Annotated in this window: 10 protein-coding genes and 1 pseudogene; 6 read left to right on the forward strand and 5 right to left on the reverse strand. The window is 63.1% G+C overall.

Going from position 1 to position 9,980, the window contains the following annotated elements:
* Window positions 1–190 (forward strand): annotated as a pseudogene (locus tag EOA36_RS16385) (metallophosphatase); the annotation flags it as partial.
* 91 nt (window positions 191–281) lie between these two features.
* Entirely contained in the window at window positions 282–1,250 is a 969-nt protein-coding gene (locus EOA36_RS16390) for a DUF3137 domain-containing protein (RefSeq protein ID WP_127278517.1), read from the forward strand.
* Between the two features lie 15 nt (window positions 1,251–1,265).
* Here the strand turns inward: EOA36_RS16390 and EOA36_RS16395 are convergent, their stop codons facing one another.
* Window positions 1,266–1,760, reverse strand: coding sequence for a DUF2314 domain-containing protein (locus EOA36_RS16395; RefSeq protein ID WP_127278518.1), 495 nt, complete (start codon window positions 1,758–1,760; stop codon window positions 1,266–1,268).
* Window positions 1,761–2,198: 438 nt separating this feature from the next.
* Here EOA36_RS16395 and EOA36_RS16400 point away from each other — a divergent pair, with 438 nt between their 5' ends.
* From EOA36_RS16400 to EOA36_RS16410, 3 genes are all read left to right on the forward strand, one after another.
* Window positions 2,199–2,441, forward strand: a complete 243-nt coding sequence (locus EOA36_RS16400) for a DUF1344 domain-containing protein (RefSeq protein WP_015316128.1) — start codon at window positions 2,199–2,201, stop codon at window positions 2,439–2,441.
* A gap of 180 nt (window positions 2,442–2,621) precedes the next feature.
* A complete protein-coding gene (locus tag EOA36_RS16405; protein ID WP_127278519.1) occupies window positions 2,622–4,244 on the forward strand; it encodes an FAD-binding oxidoreductase in 1,623 nt (540 codons plus the stop codon).
* Window positions 4,245–4,318: 74 nt separating this feature from the next.
* A complete protein-coding gene (locus tag EOA36_RS16410) occupies window positions 4,319–4,942 on the forward strand; it encodes a hypothetical protein (protein WP_127278520.1) in 624 nt (207 codons plus the stop codon).
* Window positions 4,943–4,949: 7 nt separating this feature from the next.
* Here the strand turns inward: EOA36_RS16410 and EOA36_RS16415 are convergent, their stop codons facing one another.
* The 4 genes from EOA36_RS16415 to EOA36_RS16430 all read right to left on the reverse strand — a co-directional run bounded on the left by EOA36_RS16415 (window position 4,950) and on the right by EOA36_RS16430 (window position 8,193).
* A complete protein-coding gene (locus EOA36_RS16415) occupies window positions 4,950–5,471 on the reverse strand; it encodes a hypothetical protein (RefSeq protein ID WP_127278521.1) in 522 nt (173 codons plus the stop codon).
* Window positions 5,472–5,607: 136 nt separating this feature from the next.
* Window positions 5,608–6,606, reverse strand: coding sequence for an alpha/beta hydrolase (locus EOA36_RS16420; protein WP_127278522.1), 999 nt, complete (start codon window positions 6,604–6,606; stop codon window positions 5,608–5,610).
* Window positions 6,607–6,621: 15 nt separating this feature from the next.
* A complete protein-coding gene (locus EOA36_RS16425; protein WP_127278523.1) occupies window positions 6,622–7,752 on the reverse strand; it encodes a hypothetical protein in 1,131 nt (376 codons plus the stop codon).
* A 6-nt stretch (window positions 7,753–7,758) separates the two neighbouring features.
* The gene (locus EOA36_RS16430) at window positions 7,759–8,193 is read right to left on the reverse strand and encodes a DUF4383 domain-containing protein (protein WP_127278524.1); all 435 of its coding nucleotides are present in this window, start codon (window positions 8,191–8,193) and stop codon (window positions 7,759–7,761) included.
* A gap of 753 nt (window positions 8,194–8,946) precedes the next feature.
* Between EOA36_RS16430 and EOA36_RS16435 the strand changes: the two genes are divergently transcribed.
* Window positions 8,947–9,885, forward strand: coding sequence for a diacylglycerol kinase family protein (locus tag EOA36_RS16435; protein WP_127278525.1), 939 nt, complete (start codon window positions 8,947–8,949; stop codon window positions 9,883–9,885).
* The last annotated feature ends 95 nt before the right edge of the window (window positions 9,886–9,980 follow it).

Below are 9,980 nucleotides of genomic sequence, written 5' to 3' on the forward strand. Positions count from 1 at the left end.
GATTTTCATCGTCGACGTCAGTGCTGAAGCGCAGACGCGCGGCAGGGTCGCCGCCTATCGGCTGCTTCCATTCATGCGGCTACGCGTGGGCGACCATGAGCGGCTGGTGTCGGTGGACGGATTGGAAGGTGGAATGCGGCAAAAGGTCGAGGGTCGGCTGAGGGCGATCTTCCCTTCTCCCACAAGGTGAGAAGGGAAGATCGCTCTATCCGGCTGGCGCCGTTCCTGCAAAAGCAGCTATCATAATGGCGCAAAGCGGGCTTCGGCGGCGGGGGATGGCGATGGAAACAGCGGATTTCATGCCGGGCGCGGCAGCTATCGCGGCCATCAAGAAGGACATCGGGACATACGAAGCGACAAGGGCCTCGGTCGCCCGCAGGGTCAAGTGGCGCGTCCCATTGTTCGTTGGCCTGGTGGTCGTTTTCGTCGCGCTCATTGCCTGGCTGTTCAACAAGGTCGCCGATCCCCACGAGCAATGGTTCTCGACGCCGCATGTGTTTCTCTATGTCATAGGCTTCGCCGCTTCGGTCCTGCTCTATTTCCAGGCCATGAAACCGGCGACGCGGCTGCAGCAATCGTTCCGCGACACGCTGCTGCCCATCATTTTCGGTTTTATCCGCGATGTGCACTACCAGCATGGCGGAAGGCCGAACTCCTTCGACCGGCTGCCGCGCGAGACGGTCGGGCCTTTCAACCGGCAGTCCTTCGACGATGTCGTTTCCGGACGCTACGAAGAGTTTCCGTTCGAGCTTTACGAGACGGAATTGCGAGAAGGGAACGGCAAGGGTTCGTCGACTGCATTCAAGGGTGTCATCGTCGCCTTCGAGGCCGTCGAGCCGTTCCCTGGAATCCTGGTGGCGACGCGGCGAACCAATGCGGTCGTCGGCTTTTTCCGTGGGGTGTTTGGGTCCAAGCTGCAGGACCTGTCGTCGGGCGAGCCTTTTCTCGACGCCGCCTATGAATTCCGCACCGACAATGTCGAGGCGGCGCGGCCGCTGGTGACCGGGCGGCTGGCGCAGGCGCTGAAATGGCTCGGCGAAACCTGGCCGGACGAGCCGGCGCGTGTCGCGCTCAATGGCGGCGACGGTTTTCTGTTGTTGCCGCAAGCGAAGAACTTCTTCGAACTGCCCGCCATTTCGGTGCCGCTGGATTACCAGACCCATGTCGCGCCGATGATCTCCGACATGGGCGCCATGCTGGCGACGGCGGCCTTGGTGAGGAAGATCGGTGTGAGGGACGGGGCGATCTGATCGGCCGAAGCAGGCTCAGCAGTCGAAGCCGTATTTGCCGCGCATATAGTCCGCCTCTTCCTTGGACATTCTCTTGAACATCACACAGACGGTGAAGCTGCCGACCTGATGGCCGTCCCTGGTGTATCCCCAGTCGGAAATGTCGTCGCGCGTGAATTCTATATTCTGACCGAGCACGACGTTATGCACTTCTTCCGGTTCGTTCGCCAATATGCCGGCAAATCCGGTCTCCGTGCGGCGAAACGGCATGACCCAGAAGTGTTCGGTGACATTGCCGTCACGCACTTTGACCTTCAGTTTGAACCTGTCGGTGCCGGACGGAGGTGTTTCGGACAAGGCCAGGAATTCATCCAGGCCGGCGAGGGCTCGCGCGGTCGCCGACGCCATGTCGGGATCATCAGGAGCAAAGATGATCGTGCTGTCGTCACCCGGATCGGCGCCTTGCGCGCCAGCCAGGCCCGGCAAAATCGCCAGCATCAGGGATAGCGTGGTCCGGACGGCGATTTTCATGGAAGTCCCCCCTTATCACAAGCGCGACACCATCCCGCATTCGCTTCGAGTTTGCAACCTGAGCGCGAAATTGCTCTCCGCCGAATGGGAGGCTCGAGCCGGCCCCGCGACATAAAATGTGTACCGATGAAAAATCGAAGTCCTGTTTCGTGATGCGGCCGGGAAGGGATTGCGGCGGCCGCGTGATCGCCGGCGGCGCGAGCCACAATCCGTCAAACGACTCTTTTCGTGCGGAGAAGAGGCTTCCATCTGGGCGGGAAAGCTGTCGGCATCGGAGGGCTTGGAGGCTATTGTGTCGGAATTAAGCCAATGATTTCCTTTGCGAAAATTCATTCAACGTGATTTGCCGATGGCGCGCTTTCCGCTCCAGTCTCGGGCCGTTCGGTGCTGCCTCTCCCAAGCAGTGCCGGAAAACCGAAACAGCACGGAGTGCTATCCATGAAGAAGACCCTCGCAACCACCGCCGCTCTGCTCGCCTTTCTCGGCACGGCCTATGCCGCGACCGTTCAGGGCACTATCCAGGCGGTCGATCCGACAACCAAGTCGGTCACCCTCGACGACGGCAAGATCTACCAGCTGTCGCCCGATGCGTCGGTCGGGAAATTGAAGGTCGGCGCCAAGGTGGCGGTGACCGTCGACGACAAGACCGGCATGGTGACGTCGATCAAGAAGGCTTCATAGAGACTCCTGATCGGACTTTTGAGACCCTGCTCCAATCTGGCCGGTTCCTTCGGGGATCGGCCATTTTCATGACGTTGGACACGCACCGCCGGGCGACGACGGTGGCGAAACGCCGTTCCGGCAGCGCTGCTATGGTTTTTGCCCAGAGGCCGCGCTATTCCTTGGCTGCGGGGGATCTGCATGGCCGAGGAACAAAAGGGATTTCGCCTGTCGCGGCGGCTGCTTCTGGGCGCGGCTGTCCTTGGCGGCGCCGTCCTGTGGGGCGGCACCACCGTGGCGCGGCTGGCGCGAGGCCCGTCAGGGCCGAAGAACACCGGACGCGTCGCCGATATCGACGGCATCGCGCTGCCGCTGAAGCCGATCGACAACGCGCCGGCCTTCGATCCGTCGCTGCCCTGGCTGGCAAAAGGCGGCGACATAAACGATGCCAGCGGCCTGTCGAGGACGCCGGTCTATGGCGTGGTCGAGGTCAGCGAGGAAGAGCATATCGCCAAGGCGCTGGCCTTCGCGCGCGCCAACGGGCTGAAAGTGTCGCTGGCGGCCATCCGCCATTCGATGGGCGGGCATGCCTTCGACGACAATGCGCTGGTTCTCGACCTCAGACCGTTCAACAAGGTCACGGTGGACGCCGCGGCCAAGACGATGACCTTGCAGCCGGGCGCGCGCTGGCACGACATCCAGACCATGCTGCATCCGCGCTTCGCGGTGAAGGCGATGCAGTCGACCGATATTTTTTCGGTCGGCGGTTCGCTGTCGGTGAACGCGCACGGCATGGACCATCAGGCGGGCTCGGTGGCCGGCTCGATCCGCTCGATGCGGGTGATGCTGGCCGACGGGTCGGTGACCACCTGCTCGCCAGCCGACAACAGTGAGCTGTTCCGCCATGTTGTCGGCGGCTACGGCCTGTTCGGTGTGGTGCTGGAGGCGACGCTCGATATCGTCGACAATGCCGTCTACCGCACCTCGCGCGAGATCATCAAATCCGACGACTTTCCGAAATTCTTCGCCGAGGTGCTGGAGCCGAACAAGAACATCGGCCTGTTCTACGGCCATCTGTCGACGGCGCCGGGCAATTTCCTCGAGGACATGATCGTCTACCGCTACGACAAGGTGGCGGAGCAGCCGCCGGCGGACCAGCCGGCGCTCGGTGAACCCGATGGCGTCGGCCTGAAGCGGGTGATCATGAACATGGCCAAGTGGGGCAGCGCGTTCCAGGAACTGAAATGGTTCACCGAAAAGACGCTGGAGCCGAAATTCGAGAGCTGCACGGTGCCGCGCACCTCGGCGCTTGCCCAGGGCGAGGCCTGTCTCGTCACCCGCAACAACCCGATGCACGATTCGGTGCCGTATCTGTTCAACGGCCTCATGAACGAGACCGACATACTGCACGAATATTTTATTCCTCGCGCAGCCTATGTCGAGTTCATCGCGGAAGCGCGCGAAATCCTGCGCAACCAGGATCTGCCTGTCCTCAACGCCTCGGTGCGCGTCGTCCACAAGGAGGATGTGGCGCTGACCTACGCGCCGGAGCCGGCCTATTCGCTGGTGCTCTATATCAACCAGCCGGCCGATGCCGATGGCAATGCCAGGATGCGGGCGCTGACGCGGGCGCTGATCGACGTGACGATCAAGCATGGCGGGCGATTCTTCCTGCCCTACCAGCTGCATTATACGGGCAAGGAGCTGCTGGCGTCCTATCCCGAACTGCCGGCCTTCCTGGCGGCAAAGCGGCGCTATGACCCGACGGAACTGTTTTCCTCGACCTTCTACCGTGCCATCAAGGCGCTGAGCGGGGTGGTATAGGAAGCAGTTCCAGGAAAAGTGTGAAGCGTTTTTCCCGTCCGGAACTGCTCAGGAATAGAGCAGGAGAACAGTCAATGCGCATGGTATCGGCGGCAGCCCTCACTCTTATCGCGCTGTGCGCTGGATCCGCCGGAGCCGAGGACCTCAAGGCCTTCAAGGTGACGATCGACGGCAAGGCGGTTGATATCGACGCCGGCGAGAGCACCCATGTGACGCTGCCGGACGGCAGACAGGTCGAAGTGAAGCTCGACAAGAACGATTTCGCCACCTTTTCCGGCGGCAGTTTCTCCTTCAACCATCCGAGCGGCATTTCGGTGACCAAGAGCGATCTCGGCGAGAACATCACGCAATATCTGATGGCCTCGGCGCTGGGCACGATCGTCGTGGTGCAGGAATACGCCGAGATGAACCCGGTGTCGCTCAACCAGCTGATGCTGCAGGAGATGACCAAGGAATCGGTGCAGGCAGGTGCCGCGCTGACGCAGCAGCCGACGACGCGCAAGCTCGCCGACGGCAAGGAATTGACCGGCATCACCGCCGAGGTGAAGACCCGCACCGACACCGCTTATTTCGAGATCGTCGGCTATGGTCGCGCCGACCAGGGGCTGTTGTTCATCACGCGCGTCGCCGGCGAGGATGCGGCGACCGAGAAGCCGCTGATCGACAAGTTCTGGCAGAGCCTGAAGCTGAAGATGTAGGCTGTGCCTAGAGCTTGCTCGGCACCAGGCCGGCCAGCCAGTTCACCGAGCGCTTTGCCGCGTCGGCGGTTGCCGAGGCGGCGCGACCGAGATCGGTCTTGACCACGGCGTAGCCGTTCTTCGTGCGATAGAGCACGCCGGTTCCGCCATCGACTACCTGTTCATAAGCGACGGGCCGGGCAGCGGCCGCGTCCAGGGCCGTCGTCGGCGATCCGACGGGCACGCTCGGCCGATGGCTGAGCTCCGGCGGCAGCGGGCTCTCCGTTCTGACGGTTCGGCTGGCGGGCTTCAGTTCCGGGCCTGACGCGATCGCGGCCAGGTGCGATGAGGACGCCGAACCCTTGGCGCGGCAGATGCCGGACACCAGCGGATAGTTGAAATTGCGCTCGTGCAGGATCTGGCTTTTCATCGCGGCTTCGCAATCGGCGATGGTCGACCACTTGGCCGGCGTCTCGCCGATATATTCGCACAGCTTGGCGTCGCAGTCGCAGCCGACGATGGTCATGGCGACAAGGGCGGTCTTGATCACGGTCTCGTCCCTTCGAGATGCCCCCCGGCAGCCCAGTCAGGTGCGTGCCGCGTTCCAGGCGACATGCAATTCTCCATTGCGCGCGAACAAGGCGGGATTTTGGCTTCGACCGTGGAATGTGCGTGGCGGCGCGTGCCTACCCGGTGCCCGGGAAGATCCGTCTGAGGAAATTGGCGATCAGCCGCACCACGTCGTGCGGGCGCTCGACCTGCGGGATGTGGTTGACGCCATCGAGGACGGCCAGTTCGGCGTGTGGAAACAGCGAGGCGATCTCTTCGCCCTGGGCCAGCGGCGTGGTCGAATCCTCTCGTCCCCAGATGACGAGGACCGGCGGTGTGAAGGCGCGATAATTCGCCTTGTTGGCGGCAAGCGATTTCCGCTCGTCATTGTAGAGGCCGCTGAACAGCCAGTGACCAACGGCATTGGTGGTGCCCGTGACGTTCAGCGGGCGCGTGTAGATGGCGATGCGCTCCGCCGTGACCAGATCGTCGTTCTCGATGAACCGGCGCAAACCGATCCCGGTCATGAGCGGATTGGTGAAGGTCGAGGCGGTCAGGAGCTGGCGTGGCCAATCCCTTTTCAGGAGAGATGCGAACGGTGGGGCGGGCGCCTCGGTCTGGCCAAGGCCAATCGCCACGTCGAGCAGGATCAGCGCATCGATGCGGTCCGGGGCCGAGAAGGCGGCTTCAATCACGCCACCGCCACCATAAGAGTGGACGCCGACACTGAAATGGCGAAGGCCGAGCGCGTCGGCAAAGCCCAGGACACGCCTGGCGTGAGCGGCGCGCGAATAATCCTGGTCGGCCGGTCTTTCCGAATAACCGAAGGGCGGCATGTCGACGGCGATCACGCGAAAGCCCTGTTCACCCAGGGGTGCTGCGATATCGCGGTAGGTTTCGGCCCACGACGCCGTACCGTGGAACAAAAGCAGCGGCGGCCCGTCCGGCGGCCCCCAGACCTGGTAGTGCATCTTCAGCCCATCGACCGTCGCGAACAGGGCTCCCGCCGGCGCAGCCTCCTGTGGCGAAAGCGTCTCGCGCCAGGCCGCCGCGCCGCGAAAGCCGACGAGCACCACCATGATCAGCACAAGCAGCGTGAACGCGAGCCAGCCGACAATCCGGATCAGTCGACGCATGGCAGGGCTGTCACCTCAGTAGTCGTAGACGTGTTCGAGCCTGGCGCCGGCCTTGATCAGTGACGGCAGCACCAGATGCAGCTTGCGCACGGCCACGACCATGCCGGTGCGGCGCGTCGCGGGATCCGCCGGGAGCGGATAGCTGAACAGGATGCGCATGCCTTCGGGAATGGCGATCGCGTCGGTCGACAGCACCGTGACCATGATCTCGTCATTGCCGCCGATCTCGACGAAGGAAACACCCTTGTCGATCAGCCGCGGGATCATGTCGGTGAAGACCTGATAGCGCTTGGTGACGAAGACGGTGCCGTCCTGGCCCAGGTCCCGTTCCAGCAAGGTGTCGGGCTCGTTGCGGGTGGCCTCGCCGACCGGCCCCTTGGCCCAGACATGGACATCGAGGAAGGCCGGGTCGGAGGTCGCCGCCAGCGCCTGCTTGATCAGATCGGCATAGCCTTGCTTGATGGTGTCGGCGAGGCCGAAGGCGAGCTTGCGTTCGCTGGTGCGGATGGAACTGTCACCAGGCGCCGGCTGCACGGCAAACAGCCCGGCGCGCTTTTGCGCGTAGGGGAACTGGTACCACGGCACCTGGTCGAGAAAAGCTGCATAATCCGCCGCCACCTTGGCCTGGTAGATGTCGGCGGCGGTACGCTTGGTCGATGCCGCCTCGGTGATACGGCCGACCGTGTTCTCATAGGCCCATTGCAGGATATGCTCGATCGAATGGCTGGTGCCGATGATGACCAGCATCTGGTGGTTGGCGTAGTTGAACTTGTAGGGGGAACTGGCGCGGATCACCGTCGCGTAATCCTGCCAGAAGCGGCCGACATAGGACCAATAGGGAAAGCCGCTTGGCTGGTCCTTGGCGACGAAACCGGCATATTCGCGCGCGGCGTAGACGATCGCCCATTCCGGATAAGTGAGGAAGGTCGATTCCTCCGGCCGCTGGTAGCCGGGAATCTCGGCGCGCACCTTGTCGGCCAGCGCCTTGGGCGGCGCCCCGTCGGCAATGCCGGGCAGCGGCGTCCTGTCGAGTGACGGCGTGGTCAGGAAGCCATAGGCAAGCCCGGCGATGGGGATCAGGATGACGATGACGATCAGCCAGAGGATCGTCTTGACGATGCGCTTTATCAAGCGGAACAGGAACATGGCCGATCAGGCCGTGGCGAAGTGGTCGTAGATGCGCTTCGACAGCCAGAAGCCGATATAGACGGCGATCCCGCCGATGACGATATGCGGCAGGTTGGCGAAGAAGCGGGTGGGGAATTCGATGTCGTTGAGGGAGCGGAAGCCGTTGATAAAGATGCCGGCATCGAGGCAGCCGGAGCCGGTGACCAGTCCGAGCACGCCGTCGAACAGATAGACCGAGCCGAACAGCTTGAAATAGAACACCGCCTGGCGGTGCGAGATGAAGGCGGCGGCCAGCGCCCAGACGCCTGAAAAGGCATGCAGCAGGTCGTCATACCATTGCAGGGAGAACAGGCCGAACAGATTGCCGTCGGCATCGTTGAAGGCCGGAATGTAGCCGATGGCCACGACCGCGAAGAACAGGAACGCGTAGGCGATGGCAAGCTTCTGGATCAGCGTCATGAAGTATCCCCCTCCGAAAAGCCCGTTGCAGACGGACTCTGACGACGCAGCGATACTAACCGATTTTGACGCGCGGTGAAGCGGCGCCCGCAACTTCGCCGGGAAAGGACTTTGCGAGGGTTAAGAAAGACAGTCGGCGCCGGGATTTCTCCCAGCGCCTCCCTGTCAGATCAGGACACGGTCGCGGCAGCAACTTCCGTAAAGTCGTCGCGCCATGCCGGCCTTGATTTTGACGGTCCTGCCAGAAGCCACCCGAAGGCAGCATCCGTTCCAGACCACGCTGGTCTTGGCCCTTGCGGGCTTTGCCCTGCGTGCCATCGAAGGTTTTTGCCGTCCTTCATGGCAGCATCGGTCCGCCGTCGGCGTTGGCACGCTTTCCGCGGCCCCGTAGGTCTCGGCTACCATCCCTCGAACAGGCAAGCCTGGTCTCGATCCGGGCCGTACGGGCCTCAGGAAATCCGCCTTTCACTTCGCCTTTCGGCTTGGCGATCGGTAGCCGCCTGAGATGGGTTGAACTTACGCCGGGTAAGGGGTTTGGGGAATGGCCGCGCCCCTGTGGATAGCGGGATTATCGGGGACCGATGCCAGAAGCCAGGGAAATTCAAGCGCGAACACCTTAGACAGCCTGCCCCGCTTTTTCGGCGAACGAACCGATGGTGCCCCTTGCCCTGCCGACAGGCGCGGGTTTCAATGCTGGCAAACGATCGGGGCCGGCAAAGGATCGGGTTGGCGCCTTCCGGGGGAGGAAAAGCATTGAAGGTCGGGGTGGTGCTCAATCCGATTGCCGGCGGCGGCCGGCTGAAACGGCATTGGCCCGATGTCGCCGCCGCGCTGAAAAAGCACTTCGGCGATTTCGAATTGCGCGAGACCCAGGCCGAGGGCGATGCCGAGCGGCTGGCGCTCGATCTCGCGGCAAACGGCTTCGACCTTGTGATCGCGGCTGGTGGCGACGGCACCGCGAGCGAAGTGGCCGACGGGTTGCTGCAGGCCCGCGAGGAGGGCGGCAGGACAACCGAACTCGGCCTCCTGCCGTGCGGCACAGGCATCGATTTCGCGCGCGGCCTCGGCCTGCCGACGGAGATCGACGCGACGCTGAAGCGGATTGCCGAAGCCAAGCCAAGGGCGGTCGATGCCGGCCGTATCTGCTACATCGACGAGCATGGCGCGCTGGCCAGCCGCCACTTCATCAACATCGCCAGCCTTGGCCTGTCGGGCGCCACCGACCGCGCCGTCAATGCCGACAAGCGCAAGGGCAGGATGTCGGCCAAAGCGCTGTTCCTGTGGCGCACCGTGGTCGAGTTCGTCCGTTACCGCTTTCAGGACGTGCGGATCACCGTCGATGACGGCGACCCGGTCGAGGCGCGCATGGCGCTGGTGGCGGTGGCCAACGGCAAATTCTTCGGCGGCGGCATGATGATCGCGCCGGATGCGGAGCTGGCCGACGGACAGTTCGACATCGTCATCCTGCGCGCGGCGGGCAAGCTGAAGCTGATCTGGGATATCAGGCTGCTCTATGGCGGCAGGCACCGCAACCACCCCGCCATCACTATCCTGCGCGGCAGGAAAGTGGTGGTCGAACCGCTCGGCCACGCCGAAAAGAATGGCGCGCTGGTCGATATAGACGGCGAGTCGCCCGGGCGGATACCCGCGACCTTCGAGATTTTGCCGGGGGCCCTGACGCTGAGATATTGAATGAAGGCGTTGAGCGGGGTGGAGCGTTCCCATAGCGCTGCAACGGTGCTGATTCTGCTCCGTCGCATTCTTTGGCCAAGGTCACGGCATGGATC

The sequence above is a fragment of the Mesorhizobium sp. M8A.F.Ca.ET.021.01.1.1 genome (assembly GCF_003998025.1).
In the GTDB taxonomy this organism is placed as follows: domain Bacteria; phylum Pseudomonadota; class Alphaproteobacteria; order Rhizobiales; family Rhizobiaceae; genus Mesorhizobium.